Raw genomic sequence first — 14,098 nt, 5'->3', positions numbered from 1 at the left:
GTCTTAACCTCTGCCACTTTTCCATTGACCTCTCACTGTTTTTCAGCGGTTTAGCGCCTCCATTTTGCTTCGGTCAGGCGAAGCGGCAGCCCGCCATTTTGGCGATTTTTGATGTGGTGACAGAGAGTTAGTGCCGGATTTTCAGATAAAGATTATACTTGCTGCACCGGCCGATCCTGCATAATCGACCCCACGTATTCACTTCATGAAATGGAATAAATATGACCAAGCTTAAAGCAGTAATCCCGGTTGCGGGTCTCGGTATGCATATGCTCCCTGCAACGAAAGCCATCCCGAAAGAGATGCTGCCTATCGTCGACAAACCAATGATTCAATACATCGTTGACGAGTGCGTAGCGGCGGGCATCAAGGAGATTGTGCTGGTCACCCATGCTTCCAAAAATGCAGTGGAAAACCACTTCGACACCACTTATGAGCTGGAAGCGCTGCTTGAAGCGCGCGTAAAACGTCAGCTGCTGAGCGAAGTGCAATCAATCTGTCCTCCTGGCGTGACTATCATGAACGTGCGTCAGGCGAACCCGTTGGGCCTCGGCCACTCAGTGCTATGTGCGCGTCCAATGATCGGTGATAACCCGTTCGTCGTGGTGCTGCCAGACGTGCTGCTGGATGACTCAACCGCTGACCACCTGCGCTACAACCTCGCCGCGATGGTCGCACGCTTCGAAGAAACCGGGCACTCACAGGTGCTGGCGAAACACATGCCGGGCGAAGACCTGACCGAATACGGTGTTCTGACTACCGAGCAGCCAATCGACAATCCTGGCGACATCAGCACCATCACCAACATCATCGAAAAACCAGAGGTAGGCCAGCTGGATTCAGACCTGACTGCGGTTGGTCGTTATGTGCTGTCTGCGGATATCTGGCAAGAGCTGGAAAAAACCGAGCCGGGTGCATGGGGCCGTATTCAGCTGACTGATGCCATTGCGTCTCTCAGCAAGAAAAAACCGGTAGATGCACAACTGCTGACCGGTACCAGCTTCGACTGTGGTAAAAAAATGGGCTACATGCAGGCCTTCGTTTCTTACGGTCTGCGTAACAACACGCAGGGTCGTGATTTCCGCGAAGCTATCCAGAAAATTCTGGCGAAATAATCCATTCTCATGCCGCGCCGCTTGCGCGGTTTAAAGGAGTACACATGGCTATTTTGGTAACGGGCGGAGCAGGGTACATCGGCTCCCATACGGTGCTGGCGCTGTTAGAGCGTGGCGACGACGTTGTGGTCCTGGATAACCTTTGCAATGCTTCGCGCGAAGCCGTCAATCGCGTGGAGAAGCTGTCTGGCAAGAAAGCGGTGTTCGTTGAAGGCGACATCCGCGATCGCGCTTGCCTGCGTGACTTGTTTGCGGCCAACGACATCTCTGCAGTGATTCACTTCGCGGCGTTGAAAGCCGTAGGTGAATCGACCCGCATGCCGCTGGAATACTACGAGAACAACGTGGCGGGTACTGTGGTGCTGCTGGAAGAGATGCGCGCTGCAGGCGTGTGGAACTTCATTTTCAGCTCTTCTGCGACCGTATACGGCGCCGATGCACCGGTTCCTTACGTGGAAACCACGCCAATCGGTGGCACCACCAGCCCGTACGGTACCTCTAAGCTGATGATCGAATTCGTGATGCGCGATTTCGCCAAAGCAGACCCAAATTTAAAAGCCATCGCGCTGCGCTACTTTAACCCGGTTGGCGCGCATGAGTCTGGCGAGATTGGTGAAGACCCAACCGGTATTCCTAATAACCTGCTGCCGTATATCGCGCAGGTGGCGATTGGTCGCCTGGAGAAGCTGGGCGTGTTTGGTGATGACTACGACACGCCAGACGGCACCGCTCAGCGCGACTACATCCACGTGGTGGATTTGGCCGAAGGCCACCTGAAGGCGCTGGATCATCTGCCAAAAGTTACCGGTTACAAGGCGTATAATCTTGGCGGCGGGGTAGGGTTCTCGGTGCTGGAAATGATTAAGGCTTTTGAGAAGGCTTCTGGTAAGGCCATTCCGTTTGAGTTTAAGCCGCGTCGTGATGGCGATCTGCCGGCGTTCTGGGCGGATGCAAGTCTGGCGAATACCGAGCTGGACTGGCGGGTAACGCGTGGGATCGATGCGATGATGCGCGACACGTGGAACTGGCAGAGTAAGAACCCGGATGGGTTTAGGTAAGTCGTCAGCTCTCTAAGCAAAAAGCCTGTCAAAACTGACAGGCTTTTTGCATTTGAGACCTCACTGATTGGACAAATTAAGCTGGGTGCTAAGCTTTATTCAAATCAGTCAAAATGATAGGATTTGTCGCATATCAGTTATTTTCGCGCCCTGTGATTCTTAAGCGAACAGTACTCATGATGCTTGAGGGTTTTGAAAATACCTGGAAACCCTGAGAACATCTGTGAGTTTCATTTAAACTATCAATCGCTGTGGATTTAGCGACTTAAATGAAATTCACGCAAGATAGCTTTCAATTGACTGTTGCAAGTAGCAAGCTGGTAGCTTTGAGCCAGGGGCGGTAGCGTTGTGTTTTGCAAAGAGCAATGCTGATAAGTTCAAATATTATCCTTCCAGGATGTGGTTCTGTTGATTTTTAAAGCTAACGATGTTTTTTTGCACAGGACTACAGTATTTGCATCGGTTTCATGATTTCGCTTTACAAATATTAAAAATCAGAACTGCTTTGTTAATGTGAAAGTTAATATCTTTCGCAATAGATTGTTTGTTGCAAGTTGACGCGAGAATTGAGGCTTGAATTATAGTTAATCACAGTTGTGAGAAGTTTGATAAAGAATTCGAAGTTAATAGTTTATGTGAGTCCTGTTAAGTAGATAAGACTTTTAGAAAGCTATATGTATCCAATCTTTCTGAATTAAAAGTTAAACAGGTCTCGAGTTTTTAGTTGAAATGTAGTGCGAGCAAGAGCGGAACATACACGTGAAAATACTGGTTACTGGTGGTGCAGGATTTATTGGGTCGGCAGTTATTCGCTATATCATTAATAATACGAAAGATAGCGTTGTTAATATTGATAAATTAACTTATGCCGGAAATCTCGAATCGCTAACTGAAATAGAAAATAATGAACGCTATGTTTTCGAGCGAGCAGATATCTGCGACAGCGAAGCCATGGTAGGCATTTTTGCTAAATATCAACCTGATGCTGTAATGCACTTGGCTGCGGAAAGTCATGTTGACCGTTCTATCACTGGCCCCGCGGCTTTTATTGAAACAAATATAATTGGAACCTATGTGCTCCTTGAAACAGCACGCACATATTGGAACCAACTTGATGAAACGCGAAAAAAAGCATTCCGGTTTCATCATATATCTACAGATGAGGTGTATGGAGACCTGCCTCACCCTGATGAATGTGCAGAAGGGGCTGTTCTACCGTTGTTTACTGAGAAAACAGCCTACTCCCCAAGCAGCCCATATTCATCATCTAAAGCATCAAGTGACCATTTAGTTAGGGCCTGGAGCAGAACTTATGGATTACCGACATTAATCACCAACTGCTCAAACAACTATGGCCCTTATCATTTTCCTGAAAAACTCATTCCATTGGTGATTCTCAGTGCATTGGCAGGTAAACCATTACCGGTTTACGGCAATGGCGAGCAGATCAGGGATTGGTTATTTGTTGAAGATCATGCCAGCGCTTTGTATAAAGTTGTGTCAGAAGGGAAAATAGGTGAGACCTATAACATTGGCGGTCATAACGAGCGAAGAAATATAGATGTAGTAAAAACCATCTGCAAAATCCTGGATGAAGTGGTTAATGAAAAACCTGCTGGCATTCGCCAATTCGAAGAACTAATTACTTACGTTACAGACCGACCGGGGCATGATAGACGTTATGCTATTGATGCAAGCAAGATACAAGAAGATTTAGGTTGGGTCCCGGAAGAAACTTTTGAATCAGGAATTCGTAAGACTGTAGTTTGGTATCTTAACAATCAGCGCTGGTGGCAGCGTATTCTTGATAAAAGTTATGCAGATACTAACCGTCTTGAGGGAGGGGAATAATATGAAAGGGATTATACTTGCGGGGGGATCTGGAACCAGGTTGTACCCAATTACTCGTGGAATATCTAAGCAGTTACTGCCAATATACGACAAGCCGATGATTTATTATCCTCTTTCAACTCTGATGTTGGCAGGGATAAAGGATATTCTTATTATTACAACGCCTGAAGATAATGAAAGTTTTAGAAGACTGCTAGGCGATGGTAAGGATTTTGGCGTTGAAATTCAATATGCTATACAACCTAGTCCTGATGGATTAGCACAGGCATTTCTAATTGGCGAAGAATTTATAGGAAAAGAAAAAGTCTGTTTAGTATTGGGCGATAATATTTTTTATGGACAGTCTTTCACTCGTTCATTAGCAGATGCAGCAAACAGGATGGAAGGTGCAACGGTATTTGGCTATCAAGTTAAAGACCCTGAGCGTTTTGGCGTTGTAGAGTTTGACGCGCAAATGCGGGCTGTTTCAATTGAAGAAAAACCATTAAAGCCAAAATCTAATTATGCTGTTACTGGCTTATATTTTTATGATAACCGTGTAATTGATTTTGCAAAAAAGGTTAAGCCTTCCTCCAGAGGTGAATTAGAAATTACGACAATTAATGAAATGTATTTAAAAGACGGTTCACTTCATGTGGAACTTCTTGGGCGTGGTTTTGCATGGCTAGATACAGGTACACATGAAAGTCTACATGAAGCTTCATCTTTTGTGCAAACTATCGAAAATGTGCAAGGACTTAAGATTGCATGTTTGGAAGAAATAGCCTGGAGAAATGGCTGGCTGAGTTCTGAGCAGGTGAATAATTATGGCATGTCTATGAAGAAAAACGACTATGGCCAATACTTAATAAACCTGGTCAAAGACTCCGGAAATAAATGATGAAAGTACTCGTGACAGGAAAAAATGGGCAAGTAGGATACCTTCTTTCACAAAAGTTAGCTCTTATTTCCAACATTGAATTACTTGCAGTTGATAGGCGTGAGTTAAATATAGTTGATTCTGCTGAAGTGAAATATAAGGTTTCGGAATTCAAACCTGATGTAATAATCAATGCTGCGGCCTACACTGCTGTTGATAAAGCAGAACAAGAAAGAGAATTAGCATTCGACGTCAATTGTAGAGGCGTTAAGAATCTGGCTGAAGCTGCAGAAATGTGTGGTGCATTGTTAATTCATATTTCAACAGATTATGTATTTCCCGGTAACAAAATAGGGGACTATAAAGAAGATGATTTAACAGGGCCGACAAGTGTTTATGGCCAGTCAAAGCTTGCAGGTGAGGATGAAATAAAGAAAATTAGCAGTCGGTACTTTATAATCAGAACTGCATGGGTATTTGGCGAGCACGGAAATAATTTTGTTAAAACCATGCTTCGCTTGGCAGAAACACACTCTAAATTACGTATTGTTTCAGATCAATTTGGCGGTCCAACATATGCCGGAGATATTGCCGATACCATTATTCACATGCTAAATAAAACACCTGAGCAACAATTATCTAATGGTGTTTATCATTATACGGGATTGCCGCATGTGAGTTGGTGCGAGTTTGCTCAATCAATTTTCAAAAAGGCTCGTGAGCAGGGTTTAATTGAATCCATTCCCGAGGTATCACCCATTACTACAGATGAATACCCAACACCGGCACAGCGGCCTGCCAATTCAAAATTAGATACAACACGAATCACGCAAGATTTTGGTGTGCCAGCAAGTAACTGGATGAAAGCATTAAACTCAATTAAAGCTTATAAGAGTTAATAAACAATGAAAGTTATTGGAACTAACATCCCAGACGTAAAAATCATTGAACCGATGGTTTTCGGTGATGATCGAGGTTTTTTCATGGAAACATGGAACCAAAACAAATTTGAAGAGCTTGTTTCTGGCAAACCCACCCGATTTGTTCAGGATAACCATTCGAAGTCCAAAAAAGGGATCCTTCGTGGCTTGCATATTCAGAGCGAAAACACACAAGGGAAATTAGTTCGCGTGGGCGTTGGAGCTGTGTACGATGTTGCTGTTGATGTACGTAAAAACTCACCAACCTGCGGGCAGTGGGTTGGGGTTGAACTTTCGGCAGAGAATAAACGTCAACTTTGGATTCCTGAAGGTTTTGCTCACGGTTTTTATGTGTTGTCCGAATCAGCCGAGTTTATTTATAAGTGCACCGATTACTACAACCCAAAAGCAGAACACTCAATAAAATGGGATGATTCTGACTTGAATATTTCCTGGCCTATTGACCACGATATCGAAATTCTCTTGTCAGAAAAAGACATGAAAGGCCTATCTTTCAAAAACTTTATGACAATTTGAGGATAGTAATGAAATTTAGCACTCATACAGACTTAGTATTGCAGATCGCACGGCGAAATGTTTATTCACGCTACAAGGGGTCAACACTTGGTATCTTTTGGAGCTTGCTTAACCCTCTTTTTCTTTTAGCTGTATATACGCTGATATTTGGCTTTGCTTTTAAAACAAAATGGGGTGGTGGTTCACTCGCAAGTTACCCCGTCATACTCTTTTCTGGTTTAATATTTCATTTCTTCTTGATTGAACTGCTAATGAGTAGCACGCAGTTAATTAGCAGCAATTCAAATTATGTTAAGAAAGTTGTTTTTCCATTAGAAGTACTGGTTTTATCCAATTTTATAGCGCAGTTTTTTAACTTGCTTATTGGTGCAGTTTTACTGTTGGTCGCTGTTATCATCACCGGCGAGAGTTTTGTGCGATCTGTTTTAGCCTTGTTAATTGTTCTCCCTCCATTTCTTATTTTAACGCTTGGGCTTTCTTATATTTTTAGTGCACTTGGAACATATATCAAAGATATTACGCACGTGGTCAATTTAGCTTCTACAATGTTTTTATTCGTGAGTCCTATTCTGTTCCCATTAAGTGTGTTTCCAGAAATCGTTAAAGCAATTGTTTATTTAAACCCAATATCTTTAATTGTCATCGATTTTCGCTCTGTAGCATTTAACATTGAGGCATTTTCCATAGTTGGCTATGTTGTTTACACTTTGTCTGCAGTTGCATTGTTTGTGATCGGCCGTTGGATGTTTAAAAGGTTGAGTAGAGGGTTTGCCGATGTCGTCTGATTATATTATTAATATCGAAAACTTATCGAAAGATTTTTATCAATATCGTTCGCCGTTCCATAACGTATCAAGCCTGCTAAAGAGAACTCCCGGAGAAGGGACTGCAAAATTTACAGCTGTCAACAACGTTACATTTGGCGTACGCAAAGGTGAAAGGGTTGGTATTGTAGGCGCCAACGGTGCAGGAAAATCTACCATCTTGCAAATGATTGCAGGAACTTTACAGCCCACTCGTGGAAGCATCGAAGTTCGTGGAAAAGTAGCGGCTTTACTTGAATTAGGGGCCGGTTTTAATCCTGAATTTACAGGGATAGAAAATATCTATCTCTATGCTTCATTACTTGGGATAAATAAGCAGACAACCGAAAGCCGTATTGATGCCATACGCGATTTCGCAGAAATCGGTGATTTCATCTACCGCCCTGTGAAAACATATTCGAGTGGTATGTTTGTACGATTAGCATTTTCAGTGGCAATTAATGTTAGCCCTGATATTTTAATAGTAGATGAAGCGCTATCAGTTGGAGATTATCTCTTTCAGACTAAATGTCATCGTGCATTTGAACAGTTTCAAGAAGAAGGAGGAACGGTTCTCTTTGTTTCGCATGATTTGACTGCAGTCAGGAATACCTGCGATAGGGCTATTTTGATTGACAAAGGTTGTGTGTTATTAGATGACAAACCTGATATTGTCGTAAATTCTTATCAGGAGTTAATGAAAACCAAAGAAATCCAATGGCTAAAAAGCCAGGTAGCTTTGAGATCAGAATATCGGTTCGGTTTAGGTGGGGGTAAGATCGAAGATGTGATGTTCTCAACAGCATCTAATCAAAACGTGACTGAAGCACAGGTTGGTGAATCGCTCACCATTTCAATTACCCTCGATTTAGAAAGTGATTTTGAAAATCCTGTTTTTACACTTACTCTTCGTAATACATCTGGGATAGATGTCTGGGGTTTTAATAGCAAGAATTTAGGTATCTCAATTAAACCTGGTGCAGGTAAACGTAAGATCACTTTCAATGTGCCAAATAATTTAGGTTTAGGGTCTTATACTGTAAATGCAGGCCTAATTGATATGCTTTCTGATGGACAATTCAGTGAACATGATCATCGTTGGGGAATGAAATTGTTTAGCATTATTGGCACCAGTAAAACAATTGGATTTATAAATATGGAACCAATTTTGATTAAACAAGAGGACTCATTCTAATGGCAACTGAAAGACTATACTTCTCATCAGATGAAAACCTCGATATTAAACAGAATGCGTATGACGTAGAAAATATCGAAAGACATGAATCCCGTTACTATTTTGCGGCAAAACATCTATCTTCAAGTATGTCTGTGTTGGATTGTGCCTGTGGCAGTGGATACGGTAGCGACATACTCAAAGATTATTGCAATAATGTCACGGGGGTAGATATTGATCAAAGTGCAGTTGATTTTGCAAAATCGAAATATACATCTGAAAAAATCAACTATCTTTGCGGCGACATTCGTGAGTTAGCCGACTCATTGCAAATGGTTGATACTGTTGTCTGCCTTGAAACTCTTGAACATGTCCCGGATCCGAGGATTTTGCTCGATGGATTCATGAAGGTACTAAAAGATGATGGACAATTCATTGTTTCAACACCTGTAAGAGAAGTTAGCAGAAGTAATCCACTGAATAGTTATCATTACTTAGAGTATACCAGTGACGATTTACGTCGAGTCCTTAATTATTACTTCCTTGAAGTTGATATATATTTACAGGATCAAGATAAATTCTATCGTATTGACGATGAAATACACTGGGGTTTTGTTGTGGCAGTCTGTAAATATCCAAAGAACAGAACAATTCAAGATATTAGCTTACTGATTAAAGATAAAGAGACTAAAAAAATGAGCGAACAAAGAGAACAGTCTTTCATTTCAGAATCAGCAAGTGTAGCAGATTCAGTAGTGTACAAGCCTTCCTTCGATGACGGAATTTATCATATCAACGATGGGGCTGAAATTCGTGAAAATGTCGTCCTGGAAACACACCATGCCGGCATATTAGCGTTAGGGAAAAAGTCAGTCATAGGTTATGGGTGTTGGCTTAATGCTACAGGTGGAATAGAAATTGGTGAAAACACTTTAATTGGTGCGAATACGATAATCACTTCTTCTTCGCATCATTTCAAATCAGAGGTGCCAATTAGCGAACAAGGTATGTCATTCAAAAAAGTCACTATTGGTTCCAACGTATGGATTGGCAGCAATGTTTCAATCCTCGAAGGAGTGACTATCGGAGACAACTCGGTTATTGGTGCTAATAGTGTAGTTAAAGATGACGTTTTACCAAATTCAATGGTTAAACCAGCAGACGGATTAGTAACCCAAAAACTCGTAAAAAACTCAGTTGTTTTCTACTTACTACCATTCTCTATTCGTAATGATGCATTAACCTTCCAGTGCATCTATGACCGTTACAAAAAGTTAGCAAATTCATTTATTGAACAAAATTGGGATGTTGCATTTATCTCTACTAATGAACTTGCAAACGTAATTCGCGAAGATGGGTGGAAATGCATTTCACCCGCTGATTTTAATACGGATTATAATAATAATGAATGGTTCGAGCGCTGGAAAGGGGTGTTGAATGGTTCTGAGGACGTTCTGCATGAAGCATTTATCTCTCAATCTATTGAGCATCTCTCTCCGCAAATGATTTTTTGTTGGAACTATGATGGGCTTCTTAAAAAGCACTGCTTAAATAATAATATTAGTGTGTATTTTAATGAGTTAGGGTTGTCGCGCAATCCTAATCCAACAATTTATTATAGTGACGCAGAAGGTGTAAATAGCACAAGTTCGCTGGTCGATTTTTGGCAGGAGTTCCGACACTTTGAACTTTCTGAAAATGAGCGAACTATTGCACGCTTAACACAAGGTAAGGTAAGAGCTAATTATCGCATTTCAACTGAACGACAATCCGAGATGCGTCTGCAATTGGGACTGTCAGATAAAAAAATCATATTGATCGCATTACAAGTTGAAGATGATTCTAATATCGTTGCTGGTTCTAAGTTCGATACGATGCAGGAATTTGTCGCTGAATGCCTGAGCCATGCAAGGGATGATATCCAGTTTATTATCAAAAAACACCCTGCGCAGGCGCAATGTAAAATTGAAGTCGAAAATGTTCCAGTGATCACAAATGAGTATTCCACGCAGGAACTTGTAGCAATCGCCGACGGCATTTTTACTATCAATTCTTCGCTAGGTTTTGAAGCATTAATTGCGGGTAAAAAAGTATTTACATTTGGTGTTGCTCCATATGCAGTTGATGGTCTCGTTGTCGACATGACCAAAGAAACGCTCTCAGAACCGTCTTTCAAAGGTGACAAGATCGCAGGACATGATGATGAACTTCTTAAGTTCACTTATCTCACATATCATCAATATTTCTTTAGTGAAGATAAGTTTTTCAATGCTGAGTCACACATACGCAGATACCTATTGAATAAATCTGCAGGTAAGATGAGTACCTCTTATTTATTTGATAGTGGTTCTTTCTTTAAAGATCGCGAAATTTTGATTAATCGCTTCCAAAATAAAGTATTACAGAATTCAATTCTGGGTTATGAAAAATGGATTGAGTCACTCAAAGTTACGGAAAAAAATGCGATGGAAATTTCAGAATGGGCACAGACACTCAATGCCAGGTTGCAAGAGTATGAAAACAGCAGTCGTGCACAGAGGTTGATTAATCGTATTCGTCGTATTTTTAAATGATTTAGGAAAGAATGATTATGAAGGATTCTATTAAAAGCATTGTAAGGCCAATTTATTACCGCATGTCACCTTTAATGCGCGCCAGGGTTAAAAAATTATATAGAAATCTAAGGGGCATCAACGATGTCCAACAGCCACTGTCTACTTCTTTTGATGATGCGGCCCGGGTTCAAGGCGATATTTCTTGTCTTAGATTATTGGGAGAAAAAAAATCAGGTTTAGATATCTTGTTATTCCCTGTTATTGATTGGGATTTTCGCTTACAACGACCCCAGCAATTGGTTAGAGAGCTAGGAAAGCAAGAGCACCGCATTATATATTTCGCAACTACGTTCAATGTAAGTACTGTGCCTGGGTTTGTTATTCAGAGAATAGCCTCAGACGGTGTTGTGCTATGTAAATTGAACATTAATAAGCACGAAGTAAATATATATAAAGATAAGTTGGATCCTGAGCAGGTAAAATTCCTGATTCATAGCGTTTATTTAGCGAGGCAAGCATTTGGCTTCGGTTTTACAAACTCGATAATCGACTTACCGTTTTGGCGTGAGGTTGTTGAGGGGCTAGCATCTAATCATATTATTTATGATTGTATGGATCACCATGCAGGATTTGAAAATAATGAATCGTCGATGCTAACAGAGGAGGAAATGCTCTTTAAATCTTCTGATTTAGTCATAACTACGGCTCAGCGGTTGTCCGAGAGTGTTGCACAATATAGTGACAACATCATTATTCGTAATGGCTGTGAGGTTGAGTATTTTTCTCGCATTCCTGAAAACGGAGTATTAACTAAATCGCGCCCAGTCGTTGGTTATTATGGTGCTATTGCAGAATGGTTTGATTTCGATCTGCTTATTGCCGCAGCAAAAGCATATCCACAATATGACTTTGTTTTAATTGGGGGCGTAACCGGAGATATCTCTGCTGCGAAGAAAATTGAAAATATCAAGTTTCTTGGCGAGGTACCTTATGCTCAATTAACGCCATATTTAAAAGATTTTGATGTTTGTTTGATACCATTTAAACTCATTGAGTTAACGCTTTGCACCAATCCTGTTAAAGTCTATGAATATTTAGCTGCTGGTAAACCCGTAGTTTGCACTGCAATGCCAGAAGTTATCATTATGGATGAAGTTGTTCATGTAGCTTATTCGCAAAACGAGTTCATTCAAAAAATCGCCCTGGCAATGAGTGAAACCGACAATGCAGCACTAAGAGAGACTCGCAGAGAGTGGGCGAAAGGTCATGATTGGGCAAGCCGCGCTCATCAATTAAGTGAAGCTATCTACTCATTAGAAAGTAGTAAACCCAAAGTTAGCTTAGTGGTTCTGACCTATAATAATCTTAATTTAACCAAAGAATGTTTGCACAGTATTGAAAGAAATACTGAGTATGATAACTACGAAGTTATTGTTGTAGATAATCTGTCAACTGATGAAACTCGTGAATACCTCATTCAAAATTATTCTAAAAAAGAAAATTACACAATTATTCTGAACGATGAAAATGTAGGTTTTGCTGCGGGTAATAATATTGGATTAGAAAAGGCAACAGGAGATATTCTTGTTGTTCTTAACAATGATACCTATGTCTCGCCATTCTGGCTCGGCGGATTGGTTAAAGCGCTCAAACAGAATCCAGATCTTGGTCTGGTTGGCCCAGTGACCAATAATATAGGTAATGAATCTAAAATTAATATTCATTATGATACTTGGTCTGAGATGAATGTTAAATCTCTGCAATATATTACCTCCCATAGCAACCAACTTTATCGCATGGATTGTTTGGCCTTTTTCTGCGCAGCGATACGTCGCGATGTTTATGAAGAAATTGGTGGTATATCTCTGGATTATGGGCTGGGCTTCTTTGAGGATGATGATTATTGCAAGCGGGTTAAAGAAGCTGGATGGGGAATGGCGGCAGCAGAAGACTCATTTGTGCATCACCATTTATCTGCCAGTTTTAATCAGCTCAAAAACAATAGAAAAGAACTGCTGATGCAAGAGAACAAAGTCATCTTTGAAAAAAAATGGGGGCCGTGGGTTCCACATAAATACCGGAAAGGTGTACACTAAGATGATCCTTGTCTATTTATCGCCTGTACGCTGGGATAGTATTGCTCAGCGTCCTCACTTTTTTGTTAAGACAGCACTCAATTCTGGGTTTAAGTCGGTAATTTGGATAGAGCCAACAGCATCCCGATTACCAAAGCTTGCTGACTTAAATACTAAGGTAAGGTCAGTTGAAGCAAAGAGCTTTGAAAAGCCCGATAACGTGCACATCATCAATAGTCATTTCTTACCCATAGAACCTCTTGGTAAGATATACGATATTGTTAACTGTAAAGCGATTGAGTCTGTATCAGACAGCGTTAAAAAGATCATTTCGGGAAAACGGAGTGTTCTAGTTATTGGCAAGCCAAGTCGTCTGGCGATTTCACTTCTCGATAATATCTCATTTGATGATACAGTCTTTGATGTAATGGATGATTATTCACATTTCTCAAAAGGTATTTCATCAAAGAATATATCTCGTAATTTTAATTCAATAATTTCGCGTGTTAATCGCAGCTTCTTTTCATCTAACAACTTGATGAATAAGTATGGCGGTTTATGTGACTCCAGCCATCTTATATTGAATGCATGTGATCAAGAGTTCTATCAACGTTGTCTTATGATAAAAAAGGACAATGACCGCGATCACAGGGTTTTTGGATATGTTGGGAGCATTGCTCAATGGTTTGATTGGGATGTCATCATTAAGCTTGCATTGGACAATCCTCAAGACAAAGTCGTCTTAATAGGTCCGAATTATGAAGTTAGCATACCTAACCTGCCTGCTAATATTGAGTTAAAGAAAGCTGTATCTCATGACAAAATACCTGAGATAATGTCTTCTTTTGATTATGGTTTAATACCATTTAAGATTAATGAGCTAACTCAATCTGTTGATCCAGTGAAGTATTATGAGTATTTAGCTTGCGGTCTGACAATAATAAGTACGCGTTTTGGTGAGATGACATCGAGGATTGAAAAAGGAGAGGTTTCAGATTTTGATAACTATGTTAACTTCAAATCCCCTTTGAGATCATCACCACCGCAATGGCATGAACGTTTTTCCTCGATTATCGAAGAGTTAACTCATGTTTAACGATATCTTTAATCGTTTAGTTTTAAGTTAAAATAATTATATTTTATAGTTTGAG

The 14,098-nt window shown here is 40.8% G+C and carries 11 protein-coding genes and 2 pseudogenes; all 13 read left to right on the top strand.

Annotated elements, in window-relative coordinates:
- The first annotated feature begins 221 nt into the window (after positions 1–221).
- The 13 genes and pseudogenes from galF (at position 222) to ACCW76_RS06705 (ending at position 14,043) form a co-directional block, all read left to right on the top strand.
- On the top strand, positions 222–1,115 hold the full coding sequence (gene galF / locus ACCW76_RS06765; protein ID WP_436338104.1) for a UTP--glucose-1-phosphate uridylyltransferase GalF: 894 nt from the start codon (positions 222–224) through the stop codon (positions 1,113–1,115).
- Between the two features lie 44 nt (positions 1,116–1,159).
- On the top strand, positions 1,160–2,173 hold the full coding sequence (gene galE, locus ACCW76_RS06760) for a UDP-glucose 4-epimerase GalE (RefSeq protein WP_436338102.1): 1,014 nt from the start codon (positions 1,160–1,162) through the stop codon (positions 2,171–2,173).
- A gap of 759 nt (positions 2,174–2,932) precedes the next feature.
- Positions 2,933–4,024 carry a dTDP-glucose 4,6-dehydratase gene (rfbB, locus tag ACCW76_RS06755; RefSeq protein ID WP_436338101.1) on the top strand — a complete coding sequence of 364 codons (1,092 nt, stop codon included), beginning with the start codon at positions 2,933–2,935 and terminating at the stop codon, positions 4,022–4,024.
- Between the two features lies 1 nt (position 4,025).
- The gene (gene rfbA / locus ACCW76_RS06750; RefSeq protein ID WP_436338100.1) at positions 4,026–4,904 is read left to right on the top strand and encodes a glucose-1-phosphate thymidylyltransferase RfbA; all 879 of its coding nucleotides are present in this window, start codon (positions 4,026–4,028) and stop codon (positions 4,902–4,904) included.
- Complete coding sequence (gene rfbD, locus ACCW76_RS06745) at positions 4,901–5,782, top strand: dTDP-4-dehydrorhamnose reductase (protein WP_436338099.1); 882 nt, start codon at positions 4,901–4,903, stop codon at positions 5,780–5,782. Before rfbA ends, rfbD begins: the two co-directional genes overlap by 4 nt.
- A gap of 6 nt (positions 5,783–5,788) precedes the next feature.
- Positions 5,789–6,340: a dTDP-4-dehydrorhamnose 3,5-epimerase gene (gene rfbC, locus ACCW76_RS06740; protein WP_436338098.1), complete on the top strand. Its 552-nt coding sequence runs from the start codon at positions 5,789–5,791 to the stop codon at positions 6,338–6,340.
- Positions 6,341–6,348: 8 nt separating this feature from the next.
- Complete coding sequence (locus ACCW76_RS06735) at positions 6,349–7,125, top strand: ABC transporter permease (RefSeq protein WP_436338097.1); 777 nt, start codon at positions 6,349–6,351, stop codon at positions 7,123–7,125.
- On the top strand, positions 7,115–8,338 hold the full coding sequence (locus tag ACCW76_RS06730) for an ABC transporter ATP-binding protein (RefSeq protein ID WP_436338096.1): 1,224 nt from the start codon (positions 7,115–7,117) through the stop codon (positions 8,336–8,338). Before ACCW76_RS06735 ends, ACCW76_RS06730 begins: the two co-directional genes overlap by 11 nt.
- Positions 8,338–8,808: pseudogene (locus tag ACCW76_RS06725) on the top strand (class I SAM-dependent methyltransferase); the annotation flags it as partial. The gene ACCW76_RS06730 and the pseudogene ACCW76_RS06725, both read left to right, overlap by 1 nt.
- A 528-nt stretch (positions 8,809–9,336) precedes the next feature.
- Positions 9,337–9,460: pseudogene (locus ACCW76_RS06720) on the top strand (DapH/DapD/GlmU-related protein); the annotation flags it as partial.
- Between the two features lie 2 nt (positions 9,461–9,462).
- Positions 9,463–10,890, top strand: a complete 1,428-nt coding sequence (locus ACCW76_RS06715; protein ID WP_436338223.1) for a capsular polysaccharide export protein, LipB/KpsS family — start codon at positions 9,463–9,465, stop codon at positions 10,888–10,890.
- A 17-nt stretch (positions 10,891–10,907) separates the two neighbouring features.
- Positions 10,908–12,968: a glycosyltransferase gene (locus tag ACCW76_RS06710; protein ID WP_436338095.1), complete on the top strand. Its 2,061-nt coding sequence runs from the start codon at positions 10,908–10,910 to the stop codon at positions 12,966–12,968.
- A gap of 1 nt (position 12,969) precedes the next feature.
- Complete coding sequence (locus tag ACCW76_RS06705; protein WP_436338094.1) at positions 12,970–14,043, top strand: hypothetical protein; 1,074 nt, start codon at positions 12,970–12,972, stop codon at positions 14,041–14,043.
- Positions 14,044–14,098 lie beyond the last annotated feature (55 nt).

This window comes from Pantoea sp. C8B4 (assembly GCF_051336905.1).
Lineage (GTDB): Bacteria > Pseudomonadota > Gammaproteobacteria > Enterobacterales > Enterobacteriaceae > Pantoea > Pantoea rwandensis_B.
This window is presented reverse-complemented; position numbering and strand designations above follow the sequence as displayed.